Annotated in this window: 25 protein-coding genes and 1 riboswitch; of the genes, 15 read left to right on the top strand and 10 right to left on the bottom strand. The window is 71.5% G+C overall.

The features are described from left to right. Window positions 1-17: 17 nt before the first annotated feature. On the top strand, window positions 18-605 hold the full coding sequence (locus tag ACIGG8_RS00470; RefSeq protein ID WP_350522966.1) for a CGNR zinc finger domain-containing protein: 588 nt from the start codon (window positions 18-20) through the stop codon (window positions 603-605). 3 nt (window positions 606-608) lie between these two features. On the opposite strand, the gene sodX is transcribed toward ACIGG8_RS00470, so the two are convergent. Beyond that, window positions 609-971 carry a nickel-type superoxide dismutase maturation protease gene (sodX, locus tag ACIGG8_RS00475; RefSeq protein ID WP_396544727.1) on the bottom strand — a complete coding sequence of 121 codons (363 nt, stop codon included), beginning with the start codon at window positions 969-971 and terminating at the stop codon, window positions 609-611. A 257-nt stretch (window positions 972-1,228) separates the two neighbouring features. Between sodX and sodN the strand changes: the two genes are divergently transcribed. The 8 genes from sodN (at window position 1,229) to ACIGG8_RS00515 (ending at window position 7,722) form a co-directional block, all read left to right on the top strand. Then, complete coding sequence (sodN, locus tag ACIGG8_RS00480; protein ID WP_238865337.1) at window positions 1,229-1,624, top strand: superoxide dismutase, Ni; 396 nt, start codon at window positions 1,229-1,231, stop codon at window positions 1,622-1,624. Between the two features lie 82 nt (window positions 1,625-1,706). After that, a riboswitch (cobalamin riboswitch) is annotated at window positions 1,707-1,832 on the top strand. 135 nt (window positions 1,833-1,967) lie between these two features. Next, entirely contained in the window at window positions 1,968-3,050 is a 1,083-nt protein-coding gene (locus ACIGG8_RS00485) for a FecCD family ABC transporter permease (protein ID WP_396544391.1), read from the top strand. Between the two features lie 98 nt (window positions 3,051-3,148). After that, on the top strand, window positions 3,149-3,949 hold the full coding sequence (locus ACIGG8_RS00490) for an ABC transporter ATP-binding protein (RefSeq protein WP_396544729.1): 801 nt from the start codon (window positions 3,149-3,151) through the stop codon (window positions 3,947-3,949). Window positions 3,950-3,982: 33 nt separating this feature from the next. Then, on the top strand, window positions 3,983-4,975 hold the full coding sequence (locus ACIGG8_RS00495; protein WP_396544393.1) for an ABC transporter substrate-binding protein: 993 nt from the start codon (window positions 3,983-3,985) through the stop codon (window positions 4,973-4,975). 87 nt (window positions 4,976-5,062) lie between these two features. Next, entirely contained in the window at window positions 5,063-5,446 is a 384-nt protein-coding gene (locus ACIGG8_RS00500) for a nuclear transport factor 2 family protein (protein ID WP_350522971.1), read from the top strand. Between the two features lie 10 nt (window positions 5,447-5,456). Further along, window positions 5,457-5,933, top strand: coding sequence for a GNAT family N-acetyltransferase (locus ACIGG8_RS00505; RefSeq protein WP_350522972.1), 477 nt, complete (start codon window positions 5,457-5,459; stop codon window positions 5,931-5,933). Between the two features lie 196 nt (window positions 5,934-6,129). Beyond that, window positions 6,130-6,540 (top strand): anti-sigma regulatory factor, encoded by a 411-nt coding sequence (locus tag ACIGG8_RS00510; protein ID WP_218203464.1) that lies wholly within the window; start codon window positions 6,130-6,132, stop codon window positions 6,538-6,540. A gap of 168 nt (window positions 6,541-6,708) precedes the next feature. Then, entirely contained in the window at window positions 6,709-7,722 is a 1,014-nt protein-coding gene (locus ACIGG8_RS00515) for a SigB/SigF/SigG family RNA polymerase sigma factor (RefSeq protein WP_350522973.1), read from the top strand. A gap of 60 nt (window positions 7,723-7,782) precedes the next feature. Here ACIGG8_RS00515 and ACIGG8_RS00520 read toward each other — a convergent pair whose 3' ends face one another. Beyond that, window positions 7,783-8,211, bottom strand: a complete 429-nt coding sequence (locus ACIGG8_RS00520) for a hypothetical protein (RefSeq protein WP_396544397.1) — start codon at window positions 8,209-8,211, stop codon at window positions 7,783-7,785. A gap of 50 nt (window positions 8,212-8,261) precedes the next feature. Between ACIGG8_RS00520 and ACIGG8_RS00525 the strand changes: the two genes are divergently transcribed. Then, entirely contained in the window at window positions 8,262-9,233 is a 972-nt protein-coding gene (locus tag ACIGG8_RS00525; protein ID WP_350522975.1) for a diacylglycerol kinase family protein, read from the top strand. Between the two features lie 368 nt (window positions 9,234-9,601). Then, window positions 9,602-9,853 carry a WhiB family transcriptional regulator gene (locus tag ACIGG8_RS00530; RefSeq protein WP_014138019.1) on the top strand — a complete coding sequence of 84 codons (252 nt, stop codon included), beginning with the start codon at window positions 9,602-9,604 and terminating at the stop codon, window positions 9,851-9,853. Between the two features lie 516 nt (window positions 9,854-10,369). On the opposite strand, the gene ACIGG8_RS00535 is transcribed toward ACIGG8_RS00530, so the two are convergent. The 7 genes from ACIGG8_RS00535 to ACIGG8_RS00565 all read right to left on the bottom strand — a co-directional run bounded on the left by ACIGG8_RS00535 (window position 10,370) and on the right by ACIGG8_RS00565 (window position 20,210). Next, on the bottom strand, window positions 10,370-11,890 hold the full coding sequence (locus tag ACIGG8_RS00535) for a PAS domain-containing sensor histidine kinase (protein WP_350522976.1): 1,521 nt from the start codon (window positions 11,888-11,890) through the stop codon (window positions 10,370-10,372). Between the two features lie 445 nt (window positions 11,891-12,335). Continuing rightward, complete coding sequence (locus tag ACIGG8_RS00540) at window positions 12,336-13,421, bottom strand: SIS domain-containing protein (protein WP_396544399.1); 1,086 nt, start codon at window positions 13,419-13,421, stop codon at window positions 12,336-12,338. Window positions 13,422-13,685: 264 nt separating this feature from the next. Further along, window positions 13,686-14,960 (bottom strand): extracellular solute-binding protein, encoded by a 1,275-nt coding sequence (locus tag ACIGG8_RS00545; protein WP_396544731.1) that lies wholly within the window; start codon window positions 14,958-14,960, stop codon window positions 13,686-13,688. A 458-nt stretch (window positions 14,961-15,418) separates the two neighbouring features. Further along, the gene (locus ACIGG8_RS00550) at window positions 15,419-16,972 is read right to left on the bottom strand and encodes a glycoside hydrolase family 3 protein (protein WP_396544401.1); all 1,554 of its coding nucleotides are present in this window, start codon (window positions 16,970-16,972) and stop codon (window positions 15,419-15,421) included. Between the two features lie 6 nt (window positions 16,973-16,978). After that, window positions 16,979-17,806 (bottom strand): carbohydrate ABC transporter permease, encoded by an 828-nt coding sequence (locus tag ACIGG8_RS00555; RefSeq protein WP_396544403.1) that lies wholly within the window; start codon window positions 17,804-17,806, stop codon window positions 16,979-16,981. Further along, window positions 17,803-18,831 (bottom strand): carbohydrate ABC transporter permease, encoded by a 1,029-nt coding sequence (locus tag ACIGG8_RS00560; RefSeq protein ID WP_396544405.1) that lies wholly within the window; start codon window positions 18,829-18,831, stop codon window positions 17,803-17,805. Before ACIGG8_RS00560 ends, ACIGG8_RS00555 begins: the two co-directional genes overlap by 4 nt. A gap of 89 nt (window positions 18,832-18,920) precedes the next feature. Next, the gene (locus tag ACIGG8_RS00565) at window positions 18,921-20,210 is read right to left on the bottom strand and encodes an extracellular solute-binding protein (RefSeq protein ID WP_396544407.1); all 1,290 of its coding nucleotides are present in this window, start codon (window positions 20,208-20,210) and stop codon (window positions 18,921-18,923) included. Window positions 20,211-20,547: 337 nt separating this feature from the next. On the opposite strand from ACIGG8_RS00565, the gene ACIGG8_RS00570 reads away from it, so the two are divergent. From ACIGG8_RS00570 to ACIGG8_RS00585, 4 genes are all read left to right on the top strand, one after another. Beyond that, window positions 20,548-21,339 (top strand): GntR family transcriptional regulator, encoded by a 792-nt coding sequence (locus ACIGG8_RS00570; protein WP_396544409.1) that lies wholly within the window; start codon window positions 20,548-20,550, stop codon window positions 21,337-21,339. 392 nt (window positions 21,340-21,731) lie between these two features. Further along, the gene (locus ACIGG8_RS00575) at window positions 21,732-21,995 is read left to right on the top strand and encodes a DUF3311 domain-containing protein (protein ID WP_396544411.1); all 264 of its coding nucleotides are present in this window, start codon (window positions 21,732-21,734) and stop codon (window positions 21,993-21,995) included. Continuing rightward, window positions 21,992-23,605 carry a monocarboxylate uptake permease MctP gene (mctP, locus tag ACIGG8_RS00580; protein ID WP_396544413.1) on the top strand — a complete coding sequence of 538 codons (1,614 nt, stop codon included), beginning with the start codon at window positions 21,992-21,994 and terminating at the stop codon, window positions 23,603-23,605. The genes ACIGG8_RS00575 and mctP overlap by 4 nt, the downstream gene beginning before the upstream one ends. Window positions 23,606-23,759: 154 nt before the next feature. Then, a complete protein-coding gene (locus ACIGG8_RS00585) occupies window positions 23,760-24,554 on the top strand; it encodes a histidine phosphatase family protein (protein WP_396544415.1) in 795 nt (264 codons plus the stop codon). 50 nt (window positions 24,555-24,604) lie between these two features. Here the strand turns inward: ACIGG8_RS00585 and ACIGG8_RS00590 are convergent, their stop codons facing one another. After that, window positions 24,605-25,561, bottom strand: a complete 957-nt coding sequence (locus ACIGG8_RS00590; RefSeq protein ID WP_396544733.1) for a helix-turn-helix domain-containing protein — start codon at window positions 25,559-25,561, stop codon at window positions 24,605-24,607. Window positions 25,562-25,667: the final 106 nt, after the last annotated feature.

The raw sequence follows: 25,667 nt of genomic DNA on the forward strand, positions 1-25,667 counted from the left end.
TCTCTGGAAGGACCGCCGTGGAGCTCGCCTCGTACGCCGACCTCGCCGTTCGGCTGGTGAACACCGAGGAGCCGGAGCGCGGCACCGACACGCTGACCTCCGTGGACGCGGTGCGCGCCTTGTTCTCCGACTCCTCCCGGGCCGCCGCGCTCGCCGACGAGTCCGACCTGCCCCGACTGCGGGCAGTGCGGACCCGGCTGCGCGGGGTCTTCGAGGCCGCCGCCGACGGGGACGAGACCCGCGGCGTCGACCTGCTGAACAGCCTGCTGATGGAGTACCCCGTCAGCCCGCTGATCTCCGGGCACGACTACCTGGACGACGCCGGACGGCCCCGCTGGCACCTGCACCTGGCCGACAACTCGCCGACCGCCACCGCGCACTTCAGCGCGGTCGCCTGCATGGGCCTGGCCGTCCACCTGACCGAGCTGGGCGGCGACCGGCTGGGCATCTGCCAGGCCGCGCCCTGCCGCAACGCCTACCTGGACACCTCGACCAACCGCTCCCGCCGCTACTGCTCGGACCGCTGTGCGACCCGGGCCAACGTCGCCGCCTACCGGGCCCGCAAGCGCCAGGAGGCGGAGGCCGCGCTGGGCGGCGGGCAGTAGGCGCTAGACGTCCTCCACCCAGGCGCCGAGGCGGCGGGCCAGGCCCGGCACCCGGGCCAGCCGCGGGGCGAGCAGCAGCCGCTCCAGCCGGCGGCCCGGCGCCAGCCAGGACGGGCGCGGGCTCAGCCGCAGCAGCACCCGGCCGAGCACCAGCTCGTCCGGGACCGCGCCGTAGCTGCGGCTGTCGCTGTCCACCGGACGGTTGTCGGAGAGCAGCCACCACCCGCCGGGCCGGCGCCCGGCGGCCCGCTTCACCACCAGCAGGTCCTGCTGGAAGGGGTGGCGGAAGAGCACCACCGCGCCCGGCCGGATCGGCGCGCCGTAGCGGACCAGCAGCCGGTCGCCCTCGCGCAGGGTCGGGACCATCGACGGACCCGCCACGTCGACGACCCCGAACGGCAACACGCCGCCCCCGGTCCGGCCCTCCGGTTCCGCGCTCCGTGCCACGACTCCTCCTCCCGCACGCCCGCCCCCAGTCTGCCGTACGGACCGTCACCTGTTCGGTGTCCGGATTACCCCGGTTCCGGGTCCGCCTTTTGCCCTAGGCCCACCGCCCGATCGCGAAACCACGAGGGCGGAAGGGTAATCTCGGGCGCGGGAAGACGATCTAAGGAAGGACTCCCATGTTCTCTCGTCTGTTTGCACCGCGTGCCACCGCTCACGCCCACTGTGACCTGCCCTGTGGCGTGTACGACCCGGCGCAGGCCCGGATCGAGGCCGAGTCGGTCAAGGCCACCCAGGAGAAGTACCAGGCCAACGAGGACCCGCACTTCCGTGCCCGCGCCATCATCATCAAGGAGCAGCGCGCCGAGGCCGTCAAGCACCACATCTCGGTGCTGTGGAGCGACTACTTCAAGGCCCCGCACTTCGAGAAGTACCCGCAGCTGCACCAGCTGATCAACGACACCCTGAAGGCCGCCTCGGCCACCAAGGCGTCCACCGACCCGGCCACCGGCCAGGCCCTGCTGGACCTGATCGCCGAGGTCGACAAGATCTTCTGGGAGACCAAGCAGGCCTGAGCCTGACGCGTCGCCACCCGACCGCCCCCGTCCGCACCGCCGGACGGGGGCGGTCGTGCGTTCACACTCGGCCCGACCCCGGTAAGGGTTGCCTACCCTGAGTGCCTGTTATGCTGCCAGGGCGTCCGAGGGGGAAGTCCGGTGAGAATCCGGCCCTGACCCGCAACGGTGAGCACGGCCCGCACCCGCGGTGCGGCCGCGCCAGCCCGATCGCCCTCGGCCGTTGGACTCCCGACGACTCGCCGTGGACTGCGAGGGGACGGCGCCCGGGCACGCCCCCGGCCGGCGCCCACCCCGGCGCACCCGCGGCCCGAGGCAAGGCGCATCCGTGACCCGCGCACCCATGACCCGCGCATCCGTGACCCGCGTAGCCGGCGGCCCGTCCGTCCACCGGACACCCGTGGTCCCGCTCACCGTCGGCCTCGGCGCCGCCCTGCTGCTGTCGCTGGTCTGCGGGGTCGCGCTGGGCTCCTCCGGGATCGGGCTCCCGCACGTACTGCGGCTGCTGGGCGCCGGACTGACGGGCGGTCGGCTGGAGGCCGACGAGGCGGCCGCGTACGCCATCGTCTGGGAGATCCGGCTGCCGCGCACCGTCCTGGCCGCCGTGGTCGGCTCCGGGCTGGCCGCCACCGGGGTCGCCGTCCAGGCGCTGGTGCGCAACGCCCTCGCCGACCCCTTCGTCCTCGGCATCTCCTCGGGCGCGGCCGTCGGCGCCAACGCCGTCCTGCTGTTCGGCGCCTTCGCCACGCTCGGGGTGTGGGCGATCTCCGCCTCCGCCTTCGGCTCCGCACTGCTCGCGATGACGCTGGTCTACCTCGCCGCCCGCACCGCGTACGGGCTCACGCCGCTGCGGCTGGTGCTCACCGGCACCGCCCTCTCCTACGGCTTCGCCGCCGCCACCACCCTGATGGTCTTCGTCGCCGACCGCGGCGACGCCGCCCGGAGCGCCATGATGTGGCTGCTCGGCAGCCTCGGCGGCGCCACCTGGGGCTCGGTGCCGATCGCCGCCTGCACCGTCCTGGCCGGCCTCGCCCACCTCGGCTGCGCCGCCGGACGGCTGGACGCGCTCGCCATGGGCGACGAGACCTCCGCCTCGCTCGGTGTGGACCCGGACCGGATGCGCCGCGAACTGTTCGTGGTGACCGCCGCCGTCACCGGCACGGTGGTCGCGGTCAGCGGCGCGATCGGCTTCGTCGGGCTGCTGGTGCCGCACGTGGCCCGGATGCTGGTCGGCGCCGGGCACCGCCGGGTGCTGCTGGTCGCCCCGCTCGTCGGGGCGCTGCTGCTGGTCTGGGTGGACATCGCCTCCCGCACCCTGCTGGCACCCGCCGAACTGCCCGTCGGGGTGTTCACCGCCGTGCTCGGCGTGCCCGCCTTCCTGCTGATGATGCGTCGGCGCGGCCACGCCTTCGGAGGCCGACGGTGACCGACGCCATCCGTACGACCGGCCCGGCCGCCCCGGCCGGCTCGACCGCCCGGCCCGACCGGGCGAAGGCCCAGGACCTCGACGTCGACACCGTCTCGGTGGAGTCGGCCGGCACCCGGATCGTCCACGAGGTGAGCCTGGCGGCCGCCCCCGGGCAGGTGGTCGGCCTGGTCGGACCGAACGGCAGCGGCAAGTCGACCCTGCTGCGCTGCGTCTACCGGGTGCTGAAGCCCACCGGCGGGGCCGTCCGGCTCGACGGCGACGACCTGCACGCGCTCTCCGCGCGGGAGACGGCCCGGCGGGTGGCCGCGCTGACCCAGGAGCACTCCGCCGAGTTCGACTTCACGGTGGCCGAGGTGGTCGCCATGGGCCGGCTGCCGCACCGGCGCGGCCTCGGCGCCCCGACCCACGCGGACCGGGAGCGCTGCGCCGGCGCCCTGGCGAAGGTCCGGGCCGGGCACCTCGCCGAACGGGGCTTCCTGAGCCTGTCCGGAGGCGAGAAGCAGCGAGTGCTGTTCGCCCGCGCGCTGGTCCAGGAGCCGCGCCTGCTGGTGCTCGACGAACCCACCAACCACCTCGACGTCGCCCACCAGTTGGAGGTCCTGGCGCTGGCCCGCGAGGCCGGCCCGACGGTGCTCGTCGCGCTGCACGACCTCAACCTGGCGGCGAGCCACTGCGACCTGCTGTACGTCCTGCGGGCCGGCCGGATCGTGGCCTCCGGACCGCCCGCCGAGGTGCTCCGGCCCGCCCTGCTGGCCGAGGTGTTCGGTGTCCGGGCCACGCCGGTCCGGCACCCGGAGACCGGCGCCCTCCAGCTGCTGTTCGACCGCCTCGACCGCTCCCCCGACACCCGGCCGCCCGGGACCCGGACCGCCGACGCCCGTACCCCCGACGCCTGAACCACCGACGCCTGAACCACCGAAGGAACCACCGTGCGCACCAAGGCCGTTGCCGCCGCCGCCCTGCTCGTCCTCGGACTCACCGCCTGCGGCGCGGAGATCGCCCCCCGGCAGGCCTCGACCGGCTCCGCCCACTACCCGGTGACCGTGCAGAACTGCGGCGAGGAGCTGACCTTCCCGCAGAAGCCGGCCCGGGTGGTCACCAACGACGTCAACATCACCGAGCTGATGCTCTCCCTCGGCCTGGCCGACCGGATGGCCGGCTACGTCATGCCCGACGACAAGGGCCGGGTCGACAAGGTGCCGTGGAAGGACGGCTACCAGCAGACCGCCTGGCTCTCCAAGAAGGTGCTCACCAAGGAGATCGCCCTGGACGCCAGGGCCGACCTGGTGCTGGCCGGCTGGCACTACGGCTTCGACGAGGGCAGCGGCGTCACCCCGCAGGCGTTCAAGGCCCTCGGCATCGACTCGTACGTGCTCAGCGAGTCCTGCCGCAGCGGCAGGGGCACCGAACGCGGCGTGATGGACCCGCTGGACGCGCTCTACACGGACCTGGCCAACCTCGGCGAGATCTTCGACGTCAAGGACCGCGCCGACCGGCTGATCGCCGACTCCAGGGCACGGATCGCCGCCGTCCCGCAGCCCGAGCGCCGCCCGTCCGTCTTCCTGTACGACAGCGGGCAGGACAAGCCGTACACCGCCGGGAAGTTCGCCGCCGCCGACGAGATCATCGCCAAGGCCGGCGGCACCAACATCATGGGCGACCTCGCCGACACCTGGGTCACCGCCGGCTGGGAGAGCGTGGTGCAGCGCGACCCCGAGGTGATCGTGATCAACGACTACGCGACCCCGGGCGCCGAGGAGAAGCGGAAGTTCCTGAAGTCGTTCCCGCCGCTGGCCGGCGTCTCCGCGATCAGGAACGACCGGATCTTCGTGCTGGACTACGTCGACCTCGTGGAGAGCCCGCGCAACCCGGCCGCGATCGGCACCCTGGCCGAGTACCTGCGCACCGTGCCGGCCCGCTGAGCGGCCCGGTCTCCGGCCCCTCCGGTCGGTGGTGCCGGGCGTAGGCTCTAGGTACGAGCCGACGGACCCCGACCGGAGGAGCGAATCATGACCACCATGGCGGCCCCCGCAGCCTTCGACACCCGCGCCCTGCGCGAGGGCATCGAACGCTGCGACGCCGACGCCCTCCTGGCGCTCTACGCGGAGGACGCCGAACTGCGCGTGGTCGACCGGAAGACCCAGCCCAGCCACCCCCTGGTGATGCACGGGCTGGAGGAGATCGGCGCCATGCTGAGCGACATCTACGGCCGCGAGATGACCCACAAGCTGGAGCAGGTGGTGGTCCAGGACGACCACGTCGCCTTCCTGGAGTCCTGCCGCTACCCGGACGGCGTCCGGGTGCTGATGGCCTCGATGGCCGACCTGCGGGACGGAAGGATCGTCGACCAGACCTCCGTCCAGGCCTGGGACGAGACGGGGCCCGAGCAGTAGGCTCGCTGGCATGATCCGCACCGCAGTCGCCACCGACGTTCCCGTCATCCACGCCATGATCCGTGAGCTCGCGGAGTACGAGAAGGCCCCGCACGAGGCCGTGGCCACCGAGGAGCAGCTGCGCGAGGCCCTGTTCGGCGCCGATCCGGCCGTGTTCGGCCTGATCGCCGAGGACGGGACCACCGGGGAGCCGGTGGGCTTCGCCCTCTGGTTCCGCAACTTCTCGACCTGGCGCGGCACCCACGGGATCTACCTGGAGGACCTGTACGTCCGCCCGGAGGCGCGCGGCGGCGGCCACGGCAAGGCCCTGCTGCTGGAGCTCGCCCGGATCGCCGTGGAGCGCGGCTACTCCCGGGTGGAGTGGTCGGTGCTGGACTGGAACCAGCCGTCGATCGACTTCTACAAGTCGATCGGTGCGGTGCCGATGGACGAGTGGACCGTGTACCGGCTCACCGACGAGGCACTCGCCGCCGCCGGCCGCCGCTGAGCGGACCGACGGAGTCCGGGAAAGGGTCTGCCACCCTGCGTCGCAATGCCTTACCATGAGTAACCCCGAACCGGGGTGCAACAGGGCAGGCAGAGCGATGGCGGACCCGCAACCCCGGTGCCTCCTTTGAGAGGCGGCAAGCAGGGGTAACAAGCGGGGTACCAAGCAAGCACAGCGCGTCACCCAGGAGGCAAGGGTGTCCCAGATCGACGGCGATCTCGGTGTTCAGGATTTCGTGGAGGTCCGGCTCCCCGCGGCGGGGGCCTACCTCTCCGTGCTGCGAACAGCGACGGCCGGGTTGGCGGCCCGGCTGGATTTCACCCTCGACGAGATCGAGGACCTGCGGATCGCGGTCGACGAGGCCTGCGCCATCCTGCTGCAGCAGGCGGTGCCGGGCTCCGTCCTTTCCTGCGAGTTCCGCCTGGTCGGCGACTCGCTGAAGGTGACCGTCGCCGCCCCGACCACCGACGGCAAGGCCCCCGAGCGGGACACCTTCGCCTGGACGGTGCTCTCCGCGCTGGCCGGCGAGGTCGACTCCTCGGTCGGCGAGGACAACACCGTGTCGATCAGCCTGCACAAGAAGCGCGGCGGGTCCACGGCCCACTAGCCGGGCGCCGGACCGCACCGCACAGACCGAGCAGCACCCGCGCAAGGGCCGTCCGCCGCACCCCCTCCCGGGGCCGGGCGGACGGCTCCCGGTACCGCCTCCGGGCGGTACGACCAACGAGACGATTCCGGGGCCGCGGCCCCGGTGCTCCCGGAACGGAACGGGGGAATGGCCGTGAGTGATCTGGACCGTACCGGCCTCGCGACGGCGGGACCTGCCGTACCGACCCAGGCGAGCGTTCCCGGCCTCGCCGCCAACGACGAAGCGCACCCGAAGGACGCCCACCGGATGAGCCACCCGACCGAGCCGACGTCTGAGCCGACGCCCGACTCCGTCCCCCCGCCGGAGCCGGCGGACCGGGCGGACGAGACGGCCGAGGCTGAGCTGCACGGCGCCGTGCCCGCGCAGGGCGCGCACCGCTCCGGCGCCCCGGACCGGGAGGCCGCCCGCGCCCTGTTCGTCCGCCTGTCGGCGCTGCCCGAGGGCTCGCCGGAGCGGGTCGAGCTGCGCAACCAGCTGGTGCGGATGCACATCCCGCTGGTCGAGCACCTGGCCCGGCGCTTCCGCAACCGGGGCGAGCCGCTGGACGACCTCACCCAGGTCGCCACCATCGGCCTGATCAAGTCGGTGGACCGCTTCGACCACGAGCGCGGGGTCGAGTTCTCCACCTACGCGACGCCGACCATCGTCGGGGAGATCAAGCGGCACTTCCGCGACAAGGGCTGGGCGGTGCGCGTCCCGCGCCGTCTGCAGGAGCTGCGGCTGTCGCTCACCACGGCGACCAGCGAGCTCTCCCAGCGGCACGGCCGCTCCCCCACGGTGCACGAGCTGGCCGAGCACCTGGGGATCTCCGAGGAGGACGTCCTGGAGGGCCTGGAGTCCGCCAACGCGTACTCCACGCTGTCCCTGGACGTGCCGGACAGCGACGACGAGTCGCCGGCCGTCGCGGACACCCTGGGCGCGACCGACGAGGCGCTGGAGGGCGTCGAGTACCGCGAGTCGCTCAAGCCGCTGCTGGCCCAACTGCCGCCCCGGGAGCAGAAGATCCTGGTGCTGCGGTTCTTCCGGAACATGACCCAGTCGCAGATCGCCGCCGAGGTGGGGATCTCCCAGATGCACGTGTCCCGGCTGCTCGCCCGGACGTTGGCCCAGCTGCGGGAGAAGCTGCTGGTGGAGGAGTAGGACTGACGGCCGCTCAGCTCCGGCTGCGCGGCTGTCCGGCCCTCCGGCGGCCCTGTGCGCTCAGTCCTCGGACGGGGCGTACAGGGCCGCCGTCGACTTCGGGTTCAGCAGCGAGCCGATGCCCACCAGCCCGAGCAGGCCGACCAGCGCGCCCACGGCGATCATCATGCCGCCGCTCTGGAACATGTAGTAGGCGACCGGCAGGCAGATCGAGTTGGTCAGCACCGCCGGGCTGCGGCCCCAGCGGCGCTCCTTCAGCAGCGCGCGGGCGGCCAGCACCGGCAACACGCCGAGCAGCACGATGACCACGCCGCCGAACTCGTTCAGGGCGAGCTGCTTGGACTGGCCGGACAGCGCGGCCACCATGTCCCAGACGCCGACGACGGCCAGCGCGGCGCCCTCCAGGGCGGTGATGGCGGCGCCCAGGGTCAGGGACGCCGGACGGCCGGGGTCGGCCGCGGGTACGGGTGCGGAGGTTTCTGCGGTCACTCCAGCAGGGTAGCCGCCGGTTGGTCCGTACCGCCCCGTAGGCTTTCCCCATGCGCGCTCTCCTGGTCGTGAACCACAAGGCCACCACCACCAGTGGCCGGACCAGGGACGTCCTGATCCACGCTCTGCGCAGCGACCTCAAGCTGGAGGTGGCCGAGACGCAGTACCGGGGCCACGCGCGCGACCTGGCCCGCGAGGCGGCGGAGGACGGCACGGTCGACCTGGTGGTGGCGCTGGGGGGCGACGGCACCGTCAACGAGGTGGTGAACGGGCTGCTGGCGCACGGCCCGGGCGAGAAGGTCCCGCGACTGGCCGTGGTGCCGGGCGGTTCGACCAACGTGTTCGCCCGCGCGCTGGGCCTGCCCAACGACCCGGTGGAGGCCACCGGGGCCCTGCTGCACGCGCTGGAGCACAAGCAGGAGCGCCCGATCGGGTTGGGCAAGGCGATGACCGACGGCCTGCCGGACCGCTGGTTCACCTTCACCGCCGGCCTCGGCTTCGACGCCGGCGTGGTCGGCCGGGTCGAGGAGCAGCGCAGGGCCGGGCGCAAGTCCACCCACGCCCTCTACGTCACGCAGGCGATCCGGCACTACTTCACCCAGCGTGAGCAGCGCCGATCCGGCCCGGTCTCCCTGGAGCTGCCGGGCCGCGAGGCCGTTCCGGGGCTGGTGCTGTCGATAGTCAGCAACACCTCGCCGTGGACGTTCCTCGGCAACCGCCCGGTCTACCCGTCACCGCTCGCCTCCTTCGACACGGACCTCGACGTCTTCGGCATCACCCGGATGACGGCGTTCGGTACGGCTCGAACGATCCGTCAGATCCTGCGGTCACACACGCCTTCGAGCGACGGCGCACCGCCGGTCGGCCCGTCCGGGAAGCACGTCGTCTCCTACCACGACGTCCGGCACTTCACCTTGGTTTCAGAGGAACCGGCCCCGTTCCAGGTGGACGGCGACCATCTTGGAGACAGGAGTCGCGTCAGTTTCACAGGCGTTCGGCGGGCACTGCGTGTGATTGTGTGACCGGAAGCGGGGTTCGCCCTTCTTCTCGAACGCACAAGCCCCCTTCACTCCATAGAAGTACTGGCTGTGAGCTAGGCGACACCGAAGAATCAAAAATTCCTCCCCGAAGGGGGTTGTATCCGAGCCCGAGGTTTGCGAACCTCTACATGGCGATCGGGACACATCGCAGCGACGGCGACTCCGGAACCACGGAGCACCGACCGCGGGGTGTCCCTCGAATCGCCGAATCCCCCCCAGCACAGACCACCCGGGCCCGGTAGGCCTTTGGTCTCTTTTGCTGTTGCGGGATTCGTGAAAGCGTTCACATTCACAAAGCCATCGATTATGCCGCCCGGGCAACCCCCGTCGGCAGGAGGAGTTGGACGACCATGGACTGGCGCCACCGCGCTGTCTGCCGCGAAGAGGACCCGGAGCTGTTCTTCCCGATCGGGAACACCGGTCCTGCTCTGCTGCAGATCGAGGAAGCCAAGGCCGTGTGCCGCCGCTGTCCGGTGATGGAGCAGTGCCTCCAGTGGGCCCTCGAAACCGGCCAGGACGCCGGCGTCTGGGGCGGCATGAGCGAGGACGAGCGTCGTGCGATGAAGCGCCGCGCCGCCCGCAACCGCGCCCGCACCGCCTGATCGCGCCGATCACACGGCGTAGCACCAGCAGTGACCGCAGTACCGATCAACACATGATCAAAGGCTTCCCTGCACCTCCTGGTGAAGCCTTCCGCACAAAGGACCTTGCCCGGCTTGGTCCCGCGACACCGGACCCGTCCAGCCACTTGATACTGTTCACTTAGAGCAATATCGTGGAGCTGTGGCGCTCACCGTGTGCAACGCACCGGCGAGGTGTCGCTCTACCCAGAGCCCCCGTTCCGGCCGACTCCCCCCGACGGCCGGAACGGGTTGAGAGGCCCTGTCGACCCACCCCCCCCGGTCGACAGGGCCTCGTTTCTGTTTCCGCGACCGTTCGCTCCCGCGCTCCGCCGCTCCCCCGCCACGTCCGGCCGAAGCGGCACGGGGCGGCCGGAGTGCGCAGCCGGCGCTTCCGCCGAACGCGCGCCCCCGCCGAGCGCCCTCGTGCAACGGATTCTCGGCAGAATCTCAGCCGGGCCGGACCCGGCGGACCGGGCCTGCGGCGGACCGGGGTGCTCAGCGGACCGGGATCTCCAGAACCACCTTCGTACCGCCGTTCGGACCGGCCACCATGTCGAAGGTGCCGCCCAACTCGCCGGTGGCCAGCGTCCGGACGATCTGCAGGCCGAGGTTGCCCGCCGTCTTGGGGTCGAACCCCTCCGGCATGCCGCGGCCGTCGTCCTGCACGGTGATCAGCAGGTACTCCTCGGGGCGGGCGCCGCCGTTCCAGCTGTCCGACCAGCCCATCCCGGTCGCCGGGGCCCGCCCGCGCAGCGCGCTGACCTCCAGGTTCCCGGAGGCCGTCGGGCCGAAGGCGTGCTCCAGGGCGTTCTGCAGCAGCTCGGTCAGCACCATCGACAGCGGGGTGGCCACCTCGGCGGACAGGATGCCGAAGCTGCCGGTGCGGCGGGTCGCCACCCGGCCGTCCTGGGACAGCTCCATCACCATCGCCAGCACCCGGTCGGCGATCTCGTCGAAGGCCACCTGCTCGTCCAGGGCCTGGGAGAGCGTCTCGTGCACGATCGCGATCGAGCCGACCCGGCGCACCGCCTCGTCCAGCGCGGCCCGGCCGGACTCCGACTCCATCCGGCGGGACTGCAGCCGCAGCAGGGCCGCAACGGTCTGCAGGTTGTTCTTCACCCGGTGGTGGATCTCCCGGATGGTGGCGTCCTTGGTCATCAGCTCGCGGTCACGGCGGCGCAGCTCGGTGACGTCGCGGCAGAGCACCAGCGATCCGGTCAGGGTGCCCTTGGGCTTGAGCGGGATCGCCCGCACGGTCACCACTCCCCCCTGCGCCTCCACCTCGGTCTGCCGGGGTGCCCAGCCGCTGGCCACCTTCACCAGTGCCTCGTGGACGGCGCCGCGGGACGGCGGGGCGAGGTCCGCGGTGGTGCGGCCGAGGTGGCTGCCGACCAGGTCGGTGGTGAGGCCGAGGCGGTGGTAGGCGGAGAGTGCGTTGGGGCTGGCGTAGGTGACGATGCCGTCCGCGTCCAGGCGGATCAGGCCGTCGCCGACGCGGGGGGCGGCATCCATGTCGACCTGTTCGATGCCGGGGAAGGGGAAGCTGCCGGCGGCGATCATCTGGGCCAGGTCGGAGGCGCTCTGCAGGTAGGTGAGCTCCAGCCGGCTGGGGGTGCGGACGGTCAGCAGGTTGGTGTTGCGGGCGATCACCCCGAGCACCTTGCCCTCGCGCCGGACCGGGATCGACTCGACCCGGACCGGGACCTCCTCTCGCCACTCCGGGTCGCCCTCGCGCACGATCCGGCCCTCGTCGAAGGCGGCGTCCAGCAGCGGGCGCCGACCGCGCGGGACGAGGTGGCCGACCATGTCGTCCTGGTAGGAGGTCGGCCCGGTGTTGGGCCGCATCTGCGCCACCGAGACGTAGCGGATGCCGTCCCAGGTGGGGATCCACAGCACCAGGTCGGCGAAGGAGAGGTCGGAGAGCAGCTGCCACTCCGAGACCAGCATGTGGAGCCATTCCACGTCGGCCCCGGTGAGGGTGGTGTGGCGGCGGACGAGTTCGTTCAGCGAGGGCACATGGCGAGGGTAGCGCCGCCGGTCCGGGCGGGGCGCGGCGGACCGGCGGGCGGACGGCGCGTGACGGCCTCCCGACGGCCCGGAGTTGTTTAGACCAATTCGCCGAGCGGCCTAGACAACCCAGATTGGTCTAGTCCACAATGAAAGGGCACCAAGGAGCGGACCCCGCGCAACTGCCCTGACCGCGCGCGGCCCCTCCTCGGTCGGACGCCGCCGAACGAGGACCCCGCACAGTCCTCGATCGTCCCCGGCGCCCGACGACAGCTCCGGGCTGCGGTGCCGCACGGGTTGAGGGTCCCGTGTCGGCGCCGTGGCCCGTAGTGCTTTCCGGCCGCCGCGCGGCCCCGGACCACGTTTCCGCCGCTCAGCGGACCGGCCCCCGTCCACAGGCTGTGGACGGGGGCCGGTCCGCGCGCGGGGCCGGCCTTCCTCGGTCTACCGCGGCCTACCTCGTCTCGGTGACCTTGGCCAGGGCGCGCGGGGCGTCCGGGTCCTGGCCGCGGGCGATGGTGACCTCGTACGCCAGCAGCTGCAGCGGCAGGATCTCCAGGATCGGCTGCACCTCCTCCGGCACTCCGGCCGGCAGCACGAAGCCCGCCGAGGCGGCGTCCACCTGCGCCTGCTGGCCGATCACCACCAGGTCCGCACCGCGGCCGCGCAGCCGGTCCAGGACCGGCTGCAGGGCTTCGCCGCCCTTGCCGTCCGGGACGATCGCGATGACCGGCGAGACGTTGTCCACCATGGCCAGCGGGCCGTGCAGCAGGTCCGCGCCGGAGAACGGGCTGGCCGGGATGTAGGTGGTCTCCATCAGCTTCAGCGCCGCCTCGCGGGCCGTCGGGTAGCCGTAGCCGCGCGAGGTGATGACCAGGCGCTGGGCGAAGCGGTAGCGCTCGGCCAGCGCCCGCACCTCGGCGTGCCGCTCCAGCACGCCCGCGGCCAGGACCGGCAGCCCCTGGGCGGCCGAGCCCTCCCCGGGCTCCCGCCGGGAGTACCCCCAGGCTTCCGCGAGGCCCTCGACCAGCAGGTAGAGCGCCAGCAGCTCGGCGGTGTAGGTCTTGGTGGCGGGCAGCGCCTTCTCCGGGCCGGCCAGCACGTCGATGTGGAACTCGGAGACCTCGGCCAGCGGCGAGGAGGCGTTGTTGGTGACCGCGAGGGTGATGGCGCCGGCCTCGCGGGCGGCCTTGGTGGAGGCCACCAGGTCCGGTGAGCCGCCGGACTGGCTGACGGTGATCACCAGGACGTCGGTGAGGTCCGGCTTGGCGCCGTACGCGGTCGTGGTGGACATCGAGGTCAGACCGGCCGGCTTGCCGAGCAGGATCTCGACCAGGTACTTGGCGTACAGCGCGGCGTTGTCGGACGTGCCCCGCGCGGTGAGCAGGACGAAGCGCGGGTTGCGGGTGGCGATCTCGGCCGCGATCCCGCGGATCTTCGGGGCGCCCTCGTCGAGGATGCGCTGGAGGACGGCCGGCTGCTCGGCCATCTCCGCCGCCATGATCCGGCCGGGGACGGGAGCGGTGTGCGGGTCGGACATCTGGGTCTGCCTCCGATGAGACGGTTCGACCCCGCCCGGGCGGCTGCCCGACGGGGACCTCTACGGCGGCGAGTCCGCACACTCGCGGCGGTTCTTCGTGCCCGGCAATCCTATGGGCGCGCCCGGCCCGGAGCACCTCCGAACTTCCCTGCCGCACGCCCGTAGTGCGCCCCGCGCGCCCGGCGCGCGATCCGTCTCCGGACCTCCGTCCGACCCGCCGCCCGCCGCTCCCGGAGGCGGGAGGGCGGACGGCGGCGGGGCGGCTCAGGACGTCTTGTTGATCAGCTGGTCGATCGCGGCGTCGGCCTCCTTGGTGGCCTGGTCCACCGACTTGCCCTTGAGGATCGCGCCCAGCATGTCCGGGATGACCTTCTGCTTCTCGACCGCGCCCCAGCCGGGGGCCAGCGGGGTGAACCAGGCGTCCGGGACGGCGTTGGCCGCGGCGGCGGTGGACGGCTTGTTCTTCAGCGGGTTCAGCTGGGTGAGGTTGTTCGGCAGGATGTCCTTGTCGGCCAGCGCCTGCTCGGACTTGGTGCTGGTGAACATCCGGATCCAGTCGGCCGCCAGCGCCACCGACGGGGACTTGGCCGTGACGGCGAGGTCGGAGCCGCCGATGAAGGTCGGCAGCGGCTTGCCGTCCGGGCCGGGCATGGTGGCCACCTTGACGGCGTCCTTGAGGCTCGGGTCGCCGGTGACCGGCGCGGTGACGGAGGCCGCCTCGTAGCCGTTGCCGTAGAAGGACGCGGCGTGCCCGCGGGCCATCGACTCGAACTGGTTCTGCTCGTTCACCGTCAGGTCGCCCTTGTTGTACTTGCGCACCAGGTCGACGAAGTGGCCGATGCCCTCCTGGGACTTGGGGTCGTGCAGGGTGCCGTGCCAGTTCCCGGCGCTGTCGAACTTGGCGATGCTGCCGCCGTACGCGGCCACGTAGCTCATCGCCGCGTACCAGTACGGGCCGGGCAGGTAGAGCGGGGAGAAGGTCCTGTCCGCCTTGTTCCTGTCCGCGACCTTGTCCAGCGCGGCCAGCAGTTCGGGCTCGGTCTTGGGGAACTCGGCGCTGCCGGTGGCCTGTTGGAAGGCCGCGGAGTTGTAGATGGCGACCCGCGAGCCGGCGTAGTACGGCACGCACCAGAGCTTGTCCTGGTAGGTGCAGGTGTTGGCGAGCGCCTTGATCCAGCTGTCGGAGTTGTCGAAGCTGGTCCGGTCCACCGGGGCCAGCGCGCCGGACAGCACGTACTTCATGGTCTCCGTGTTGCCCAGCTCGACGACGTCGGGGGCGGAGCCCTCCGCGATCGCCTTGTCCAGCTTGGTGACCTTGTCCGCCCAGCCCTGGTACGAGAGCTTGAGGGCGACGTTCGGGTACTTCGCCGCGAACTCGTCGTTGACCCGTTGGACGAGGTCGGGCCAGTTCTTCTGGGCGTCGTCCATCAGCCAGACGGTGACGGTGCCGGTGGCGGCCTTCGAGGCGGCGGAGCCCTTGCCGTCGCCCGACGGTGAGCCCGACGAGGAACAGGCCGTCAGGCCCGCCGCCAGTGCCATGGTCCCGAGCGCCGAGATGAGCTGACGCGTCTTCACGCCGTCCTCCGAGGGTGTTGAGAGCCGTGATGCCCGCCGGCAGCGTGATTGGCGCCCGCAGCGGAGAGTCCGGACAGGGGGCGGCGACGTGCTTGGGGGTGGGCCGATACCACATCCGGCGAGGTTGAAATTCGAACCGGATGACTGGACTCTGGCCTAGACCAATGGCGGTGTCAACGGCCAACAGCCTTTGCGGCCAAGGCCGTTGCAGAGCCGTTGTACCCCGTGGCGATCAGTCGCCACCCCGTCACCGTAAGTGGAAATTAAGGTGGATTTAAGGCTCACTTGAGGGAACACGGTCACCCGGCGGATCCGCGGGCCAACGCCGGGGAAACGGAAACGGGCCCGCCATGCGACATGCGCATGACGGGCCCGTGGGCCGACGTCCACCGGCTCCGGCCGGTGACGTTCCCCTGGTCGGTTCAGCCGATCGCTCCCGGCTGCCCGGTGAGCACCTCCACGGCCGCCAGCCCGCAGACCCGGGCGGCGCCGTGGGTGGCGATGTGGAGCGCGCCGACCGGCTCGGACTGGGGCAGCCCCATCTCGACCACGGCGGCGTCCGGGCGGGCCGCCACCAGGCGGCCCAGCACGGCGGACATCCACGGGTAGCGGTGCACGTCCCGGACCACCAGCACCAGGCGGCGGCCCTCGGCCCCGGCCAGCAGCTCGTCGACCAGCGCGTCCAGCTGCTCCGGGGCGGCCTCGGCGGCCGACACCGCGCGGGTGCGGGTGCCGGGGAAGCGGTCGGCCAGCATGCCGGCCACACCCCACGGGGTGACGTCGCCGACGGCGATGTTCGGCTCGTCCGAGAACGAGGCCACGTACGGGCGCTCGCTCACCGGGGGCGCCACCGGGCCCGGCGCCCGGACCACCTTCAGCGCCCGGCGCGCGGCCCGCAGGCCGACCGCCAGGTCCGGCTCCGGCCGCTCGCCCTGGGCCGATATCCGGCCCCAGCTGCCCAGCGCCCGGACCCGCGCGGCGGCGTCCGCCAGCCGCTCCTCGCCCAGCCGGCCGGCCCGCACGCCCGCCACGATGGCGTCGCGCAGCATCAGGACCGTCTCCTCGTCGGCCAGCCCGCCGCCGACGCAGATCGCGTCCGCGCCGGCCGCCAGGGCCAGCACGGTGCCCTCGCCCATCCCGAAGGTGTCGGCGATGGCACCCATCTCGATCGCGTCGCTGACGATCAGGCCCTGGTAGCCGAGGCCGCCGTCGGCCGGCGCGGCGCGCAGCAGGTCGCGCAGCACGGTCGGGCTGAGGGTGGCCGGCAACTTCGGGTCCAGCGCCGGGATCATGATGTGGGCGGTCATCACGGCCTTGGTGCCGGCCGCGATCGCCGCCTGGAACGGGATCAGGTCGCGGGCCCGGAGCACGTCCAGGTCGACGTCGATGACCGGCAGGCCGTGGTGCGAGTCCACCGCGGTGTCGCCGTGCCCGGGAAAGTGCTTGGAGCAGGCGGCCACGCCGGCCGACTGCAGGCCCTCGACCCAGGCGGCGGTGTGCCGGGCGCACAGCTCGGGGTCGGCGCCGAAGGAGCGGACCCCGATGACCGGGTTGCGCGGGTTGGAGTTGACGTCCGCGGTGGGCGCCCAGTTGTAGTTGACGCCGGCCGCGGCCAGCGCCCGGCCGAGCTCGCGGGCGACGTCCCTGGTCAGCGCCGGGTCGTCGATCGCGCCGAGCGCCAGGTTGCCGGGCCAGGACGAGCCGGAGCCCGCCTCCAGCCGGGTGACGTCGCCGCTCTCCTCGTCGATGGCGATCAGGAGGTCGGGGTTCTCGGCGCGCAGCGCCCGGGTGAGCGCGGACAGCTGGTCGAGGTCGGCCACGTTGCGGTCGAACAGCGCGACCGAGCCGAGCCCGGCGGCGAGGTGGCGCAGCACCCACTGCGGCGGCTCGGTGCCGACGAAGCCGGGCTGCAGGACGGTCAGGGCGTCGCGGTGCAGCTGGTCGCTGTCCGGCACGGTGGGAACGAGGATGCTCACGGTGACTCAGCCCTTCACGGCGCCGTCGGTCAGACCGCCGACCGCCTTGCGCTGCAGGAAGATGAACAGGATCAGCACGGGGATGGCGAACATCGTGGACGCCGCCATGGTGGCGCCCCAGTCGTTGCCGAAGGCCGTCTTGAAGGAGGACAGCCACAGCGGGAGGGTCTTGCCCTCCTCCTTGTTCAGGATCAGGACGAGCGGGAACTCGTTCCACGCCGTGATGAAGCCGAACAGCGAGGTCGACATCAGGCCGGGGGCCAGCAGCGGGAAGATCACCTTCACGAAGGCCTGGGTGCGGGTGCAGCCGTCCACCATGGCCGACTCCTCCAGCTCCTTCGGCACCGCGGCGATGAAGCCGCGCAGCGTCCAGATGGTGAAGGGCAGGACCATCATCATGTAGAAGAGCGTCAGCGGCAGCAGGCTGTTCAGCATGTCGTTGTCGCGGGAGATCATGTACACCGCGATGGTCATGACCTCCCACGGCGCCATCTGCGCGATCATGACGACCAGCACGAAGGCCTTGCGGCCGCGGAACCTCATCCGGGCGATGGCGAAGGACGCCAGGGTCGCGATCACCAGCGAGAGCAGCACCGCGCCGACGGTGGCGGTGACGCTGTTGGTGACGTACGTCCAGAAGTTCGGCGCGTCGACCGCGGTGGTGAAGTGGTCGAGCGTGCCGTCGAGCGGGAGGAACACCGGCGTCTTGCTGATGATGTCGCGGTCCTGCTTGAAGGAGGTCGCGACCATCCAGTAGACGGGGAAGATGAAGAAGACGAAGAGGACGACCGCGATCACGTTCGGCCAGGTACGTCCGAAGAGAGAGCGCCTCACAGCTCGTCCTCCTGCTTGATCATGATGCGGAAGTAGTACGCCATCAGCGCGCCCAGCATCAGGATGGTGAGCACCGCGATCGCGGAGCCGATGCCGTAGTGCTGGCCGGACGAGCCCTCCAGGAACGCGTGCACGGGCAGGGTCCTGGTCAGGTTCTCGGGGCCGCCGCCGTTGATCGCGTAGACCTGGGTGAAGGACTTGAACACCCAGATGACTTCGAGGAAGGTCGTGGCGAGGAAGAACGGCTTCAGGTTGGGGAAGATCACCAGACTGAAGATCTTGCCGGAGCCGGCGCCGTCCATCCGGGCGGCCTCGTAGAGCTCCTTGGGGATGGTGGTCAGAGCGGCGTACATGTTGAACGCCACGAACGGGATCGACTGCCAGACGATCAGCAGGATGACCACGAAGAAGGTCGAGTACTGCGAGCTGAGCCAGTTGTAGTCGGCCATGGAGTGCCAGCCGAGCTGGTCCAGGAACCAGTTGACGACGCCCCACTGCTGGTCGAACAGCCAGGTGTAGACGGTGGTCGCGGCGACCACCGGCATGGCCCAGGCCATCAGCAGCGAGATCGACAGCGCCAGGCGCATCCGCTTGCCGAGGTGGTTGAGCAGCAGGCCGACCAGCGTGCCGCCGACCATGATCAGCACCACGTTGACCAGGGTGAAGACGACGGTGCGCCCGGTGACCGACCAGAAGTCCGGGTCGGTCAGCTGCTCCTTGTAGTTGTCGAAGCCGGTCCACTCCGTGAGGTGCATGACCAGCTGGCGCCTGTTGAGGTTCTGGAACGACAGCAGGACCGTCTTGACCAGCGGCCAGCCCAGCAGGGCGATGGTCGCCAGGGTGGCCGGCAGCAGCAGCAGGTACGGCGCGAAGCGGGAGCCCAGTCCGGGGACGCCCGCCGGTCTGGTGCGCTTCGGTCCGGCGCCGCCGGCACCGCCGCCCGCGGCAATCGTCCCGGTGCCGTCCACCACGGCCTCCCCCGCGTCCGGGGACGGTGCCTGCACCCGCTCTGAATGCACAGCCATCGTTCTCACTTCCTCACAACCCGACCACGACGGACGGGCGCCGCCCACCGGCCCCCCGCCGGGAGCCGGTGAGCGACGCCGCTCGATGCCTACTGCTTCTGGTTGAGCCGCTTCGCGATCTCGTCGTCGTACTTCTTGGCCGTGGCGGCGTAGTCGCCGCCCTGCAGGGCGGCGGTCAGGAAGTCCTTGATCGGGTTCGGCTTGTCCTCGACGCCGGCCCAGTTCGGGGTGTTCGGGGTGATGCCGCCGACCGCCGCGGCCGTCTGGGCGGCCTTCGCGAAGTCACCGGTGATCTGGCTGTTCAGCGCGGCCTTGTTGGGGATGTTGCCCGCGGCGGCGACCAGGCCCTCGTTCTTGTCGTTGAGGGCGACCTTCAGGAAGTCCTTCGCCATGTCGGTGTTCTTGCTCTGCGACGCGACCGCGAGGTTCGAGCCGCCGAGGAAGACACCGGAGGGCTTGTCGGCGGTCTTGCCCGGGAGCGGGAAGAAGCCGATCTTGTCCTTGGCCATCTCCTCCGGCTTGGGCAGCTCCCAGCCGAGGGCGATCATGGCGCCGACGTTGCCCTTGGCGAAGACGTCCTTCTGCTGCGGGGTGGCCTCGTCCTTGTCCTTCGGACCGGTGGCCGAGTAGCCCTGCAGCTTCTTGTAGGTCTCGAAGGCCTTCTGCGCCTCGGGCGAGGACAGGCCGCCGACCCACTTGTCGCCGTCCTTCTTGGCGATCTTGCCGCCCTCACCGGTCAGCAGGCCGAAGTAGGTGTACCACTCCTGGCCCGGCAGGTAGATCGGGTCGGCGACGCCCTCGGTGCCCTTGAGCTTGTCGAGGTCGGTGTAGAACTCGTCCAGGGTCTTCGGGGTGTCGGTCAGGCCGGCCTTGGCCCACAGGTCCTTGTTGTAGGCGACGACGCGGTTGGAGACCCACCACGGGGCGGCGTACTGCTTGCCGTCCAGGATCGCGGCCTCGTTCTGGTTGGCGGCCCAACCGTCGCCCCCCAGTGCGGACTTGTCCTTGGTGATGTCCAGCAGGCCGCCCGAGGCCGCGTAACCGGCGGTCTGGGTGTTGCCGATCTCCAGGACGTCGACGGAGCCCTCGGACAGCGCGGCGGTGACCTTCGGGCCGATGCCGTCCCACTCCTGGATCTGGAAGTCGACCTTGGAGCCCGGGTAGGTGGTCTCGAAGTCCGCCTTGACCGCGTCCGTCCAGCCCTTCGGGGCCGAGCCGGTCATCAGCCACACCTTCAGCGTCTTGCCCTTGTACTTGTCGGCCGCCGAGGAGGACGACGACTTCGAGTCACCGTCGCTCTTCTTGCCGTCCGAGCCGCAAGCCGCCAGGCCGACGACCATTGCTGCGACGCCGACCGCCGCGATGAGCTGACGCTTCACGCCATCCTCCTGAGGGATGCCTGGTTTACCCCCGTCGGGCGGCAGCGGCAGACCCACACAAAGCGGGGGAATCGGTGCCGCGGAACCCTTCGAACGGGTGGGGGGATGAATAGTGACCGGCCTAGTGGTGTAGACCAGATGCCTGGAGCTTGGCCTAGACCAATGGGCCTGTCAACGGCTGTTCGACCGATCTCGACCACCCGTTATCAAGCCGACACCGCACATCGTTCATCGCGTGATGAGGTATTCGTTCCGCAGCCATACATGCAACGATGTGAGCCGTTAACGATGTGGTGGGGCCTGTGAAGGCCCTGCGAGAAGCGGGAGAACAGGTCCGATGAGCAGCGACGGGGGAACCACCGCCCAGGCCGAAGACCCCGAGGTGAAGAACCTCCCGACCCAGGCCGGCACCGACCCGACCGCGCGCGTCCCCAAGTACTACGGGCTCAAGCGCCACCTGCTGCAGCTCACCGAGACCCAGCCGGCCGGCACCCCGGTCCCGCCGGAGCGCGCCCTGGCCGCCCAGTTCGACACCTCGCGCACCACCGTCCGCCAGGCCCTGCAGGAACTGGTCGTCGAGGGCAGGCTGGAGCGCATCCAGGGCAAGGGCACCTTCGTCGCCAAGCCCAAGGTCGCCCAGGCGCTGCAGCTCACCTCCTACACCGAGGACATGCGGGCCCAGGGCCTGGAACCCGCCTCACGGCTGATCGAGATCGGCTACATCACCGCCGACGACCACCTCGCCCCGCTGCTCGACATCAAGCCCGGCGGGCGCGTGCTGCGGATCGAGCGGCTGCGCCTGGCCAACGGCGACCCGATGGCCATCGAGGTCGCGCACCTGTCCGCGAAGCGCTTCCCCGCCCTGCGGCGCAACCTGGCCAAGCACAACTCGCTGTATGCGGCGCTGCGCGAGGTGTACGGGGTCACCGTGGCCGAGGCCGAGGAGACCATCGAGACCACCCTGGCCGACCCGCGCGAGGCCGGGCTGCTCGGCTCCGACCTCGGCCTGCCGATGCTGCAGCTGTCCCGGCACTCCTTCGACGCCGAGGGCAACCCGGTCGAGTGGGTCCGCTCCATCTACCGGGGCGACCGCTACAAGTTCATCACCCGTCTGAAGCGCCCGGAGTAGGCGCCCGGAGCGGGCACCCGGGACGGGCTCCCGGAGCGGGTGCCACCCCGGCTGAAGCGTCCGGCGCGGACGCACTCCCCCACCGCGCCACGGGCACCGGCGCGCGCGACCCGCGCGCCGGTGCCTTCCGCTTCCCGTGACGGTGTTTCTTGCGTCCCACGACGGCGGGGATCGGTCGGTCACGTCCGACTGGTGGGAAGTTCCGTCGTTCCCGGTGACATGGATCACGCCATGCTCTAGATTGCGCAGCCGTACTGACTGCCGATCACCGATGGTGCTGCCCGGCGGGCTCGCGGGGGCGTGCGGTGCTCCCGGGGCTGCGGCGCCGACGGGGAGAACCCTCCGGAGCGGAGCCGAAGATGCCGTCTGATCCCGATACCTTCGAAGATGTCATGCCCGAGCCAGTCGGGGCGCCCGTCCCGGCGGTGACCCCCGAGCGGGTGCTGGCCGGTCTCGCCCTGCTCGTGCCGATCGTCGCGATGCTCTGGGTGTCCTCGTACGACAAGTCGGACCCGGCGGTGGCCGGGATTCCGTTCTTCTACTGGTACCAGCTGCTCTGGGTGCCTGCGTCGGCCGTCTTCACCGTCGCCGCGTACCTGCTGATCAACCGGGACGAGAAGGCCCGCAAGACGGCCCGCAAGGGCGGTGTCCGATGAAGGACGTCAACGTGCCGGCCCTCGTGGTCTTCGTGCTGTTCTTCGCCCTGGTCACCGTGATGGGCTTCCTCGCCTCGCGCTGGCGCCGCGCGGACGACGCGGCGCACCTGGACGAGTGGGGCCTGGGCGGGCGCAGCTTCGGGACCTGGGTGACCTGGTTCCTGCTCGGCGGCGACCTGTACACCGCGTACACCTTCGTCGCCGTCCCGGCCGCCGTGTACGCCACCGGCGCGGCCGGGTTCTTCGCCGTGCCGTACACGATCATCGCCTACCCGCTGGTCTTCCTCTTCCTGCCGCGGCTCTGGTCGGTCTCCCGGGTGCACGGCTACGTGACCCCGGCCGACTTCGTCCGCGGCCGGTACGGCTCGCGGCCGCTGTCCCTGGTGGTCGCGCTGACCGGGATCCTGGCCACCATGCCGTACATCGCCCTGCAGCTCGTCGGTATCCAGGCGGTGCTGGACGTGCTGGGCGTCGGCGGCGGGGAGAACGCCAACTGGTTCGTCAAGGACCTGCCGCTGTTCATCGCCTTCGGTGTGCTGGCCGCCTACACGTACTCCTCCGGCCTGCGCGCCCCGGCGCTGATCGCCTTCGTCAAGGACGCCCTGATCTACATCGTGATCATCGTCGCGGTGATCTACATCCCGATCCGCCTCGGCGGTTACGGGCACATCTTCGACGCGGCCGCGCACAAGTTCGGCGCACCGGGCGCCAAGGGGTCGATGACCGTCCCGCACGACAAGCAGTGGACGTACGCGACGCTGGCCCTCGGCTCGGCGATGGCCCTGTTCATGTACCCCCACTCGGTGACCGGTGTGCTGGCCTCCAAGTCCCGCAACACCGTGCGCCGCAACATGGCGATCATGCCCGCGTACTCGCTGATGCTGGGCCTGCTGGCGCTGCTCGGCTTCATGGCGATCGCGGCGGGCGTCGGCAAGGGCGACAAGACCTACAACGCCCAGCTCTCGGTGCCGCAGCTGTTCGCCGGCATGTTCCCGGACTGGTTCACCGGCGTGGCCTTCGCCGCGATCGGGATCGGCGCGCTGGTGCCGGCCGCCATCATGTCGATCGCGGCGGCCAACCTGTTCACCCGCAACGTCTACAAGGACTGGCTCAAGCCCGCCGCCACACCCGCCGACGAGACCCGCGTCGCCAAGGCGGTCTCGCTACTGGTGAAGGTCGGCGCGCTGGTCTTCGTGCTCGGCATGGACAAGCAGGCCGCGATCAACCTCCAGCTGCTGGGCGGCCTGTGGATCCTGCAAACCTTCGTCGCCATCGTCGGCGGCCTGTTCACCCGCTGGTTCCACCACTGGGCGCTGTTCGCGGGCTGGGCGGCCGGCATGGTCTACGGCACCTGGAAGGCGTACGGCCTCGCCAGCCCGGCCACCAAGCACTTCGGCGGCAACGCCGCCGAGATCCCGGGCATCGGCGAGATCGGCTACATCGGCCTGACCGCCTTCGCGCTGAACCTCGTCGTCGCGGTGGCGCTCACCCTGGTGCTGCGGGCCGCCAAGGCGCCGGAGGGCCCGGACGAGACCAAGCCGTCCGACTACAGCGCCGACGCCGGCGACGACGAGCTGAAGAACGCGCCGGAGCCCGTAGCGGCGCACTGATTCGCGACGTACGCGCCCTGTGATCGCGCCGCCTTCTCCGTGAACACTGGAGAAGGCGGCGCGATCATATGTATGAACAGGCGTGCACGCCGGGCACCACCAGACCGGACCGGCAACCGGCCGGGACCTGATCGACCACGGGGAGCTCGCGGCCATGGCAGAACTCGGTACCACCCTCAACGGCCAGCACCAGTCCACCCAGAGCCAGCACCACCACCTCACGGCCCACCGTCCGGCGGCGGCCACCCGGCTGCCGTCCGTCCTGATCGCGACCCGGCACGGCGAGTCCACCGCCAACGTGGAGTTCCAGCTGGCCGAGGCCGCCGGCGCGCTCAGCGTCCCGATCAGCTGCCGCGACGCCGACATCCCGCTGTCGCTGCACGGCCGGGAGCAGGCCCGGGCGCTCGGCCGCTGGTGGGCCGCCCTGCCCAGCGCCGACCGGCCGCGCAGCGTCTGGTGCTCACCGTACGTGCGCACCGCGGAGACCGCCGGAATCGCGCTCGCCCAGGCCGCCGGGCTCGGCGCCGTCCCGGTCTCGCTGGCCGTCCGCTACGACGAGCGGCTGCGCGACCGCGAGCTCGGCGTCCTGGAGATGCTGCCGAAGGCCGCCATCGAGGCCAAGCACCCGGAGGAGGCGGCCCGGCGCCGCAAGATGGGCGAGCTCTACTACCGCCCGCCCGGCGGCGAGTCCTGGGCCGACGTCGCGCTGCGGGTGCGCAGCCTGCTGCGGGACGTCTGCGAGGAGGAGGCCGGCCGGCCCGTCCTGCTGGTCGCGCACGACTGCACGGTGCTGATGCTCCGCTACGCGCTGGACCGGCTCACCGAGGAGCAGCTCGTCGCGCTCGGGCCGGTGCACAACTGCTCCACCAGCATGTGGCGGGCCCAGGAGGGGCGGCTGCGGCCGGACCGATGGAACGTCGTCGACCACCTGGCGGCCGCGGAGGACTGACGCGCCGTCGTCTCGGCGCCGCAACGCCCCACGCCCTCGGGCCTGCGCCGTCACACCAGCGACGGGTCGGCGAAGCCGCGCCGGTAGGACAGCGGCGTGGTGCCCAGCCGGCGGCCGAAGTGGTGCCGCAGCGCGGCCGCGTTGCCGAAGCCGCAGCGGGCGGCGATCGCGTCCACCGGCTCGGTGGTGGACTCCAGCAGCCGCTGGGCGAGCAGCACCCGCTGCCCGACCAGCCAGCGGTGCGGGGTGGTCCCGGTCTCCTGCCGGAACCGGCGGGCGAAGGTGCGCGGCGACATGTGCGCCCGGGCGGCCAACTGCTCGACGGTGGACTCCTCGTCGAGGTGGTGGCGCATCCAGTCGAGCAGCGGGGCCAGCGAGTCGCCGCCGCCCTCGGGCAGCGGGCGGTTGACGAACTGGGCCTGCCCGCCCTCCCGGTGCGGCGCGACCACCATCCGGCGGGCGATCTCCCGGGCCACCTCGGCGCCCTGCACCTTGCGCACCAGGTGCAGGCAGGCGTCGATGCCGGCCGCCGTCCCCGCGGAGGTGATCACCGGGTCGTCGTCCACGTACAGCACGTCCGGCTCGACGGTGGTCAGCGGGAAGCGCGCGGCCAGTGCCTCGCCGTGCCGCCAGTGCGTCGCGGAGCGGCGGCCGTCCAGCAGCCCGGCGGCCCCCAGGACGAAGGCGCCGCTGCAGATGGAGAGCACCCGGCCGCCGTCCGCCACCACCGCGCGCAGCGCCGCCAGCAGCGGCTCGGGGTACTGCGCGCGGACGCCCGACGCGGTGACCACCGCGAGGTCGGCGCCGGCCAGCCGCTCGGGGCCGTGCGGGACGTCCACGGTGAAGCCCGAGTGGGTGGCGTGCGGCCCCGGACGGGCGCCGGCGATCGCGAAGTCGTAGCCGGGCAGTCCGTCGGCGGTCCGGTCGAGGCCGAACACCTCGCAGGCGACGCCCAGTTCGAAGGGGTGGATCTCCTCCAGCACCACCGCGACCACGTTCTGCAGCATGCCCCCGCTGTTCCGCATGCCGTCCAGGATGCCCCGGGAGCCCGCGCGGGGGAAGGCGTCGGCTGGCAGGATTTCGAGGGCATTGGTCATTCCTGCCACTCGTGGG

Source organism: Kitasatospora sp. NPDC085464 (assembly GCF_044541955.1).
Taxonomy (GTDB): domain Bacteria; phylum Actinomycetota; class Actinomycetes; order Streptomycetales; family Streptomycetaceae; genus Kitasatospora.